A 263-nucleotide genomic window follows, 5' to 3' on the forward strand; every position below is an offset into this window, starting at 1 on the left:
CATCATGCCAGAGGATGCGCAGAGCCAGTATGAGCAATGGTTGCAGGATTTTTATGCACAAAATGCTTTGCAAGCTAATGCCACTGTAGATAGAGTAAAGCCAATCGTCGTGATCAGTAGTGGCACGGCCTTTGAGCATTGGGCCAGTATTGTTGAAGCCGCGGTAGTTAAGGTTTTAGACGAGAAGAATTTAGAAGCAATTGCAAATCAAAGCAAGACCGATAACGCGGCGCTTAAATTATCAGACTTCGCTTATGTCGTAT

1 pseudogene is annotated in these 263 nt (G+C 44.5%); it reads left to right on the forward strand.

From position 1 onward, the window contains the following. Positions 1 to 263 (forward strand): annotated as a pseudogene (locus AAEY83_RS15975) (uroporphyrinogen-III synthase); the annotation flags it as partial.

The organism is Psychrobacter sp. TB20-MNA-CIBAN-0197 (genome assembly GCF_040309765.1).
GTDB lineage: Bacteria > Pseudomonadota > Gammaproteobacteria > Pseudomonadales > Moraxellaceae > Psychrobacter > Psychrobacter submarinus.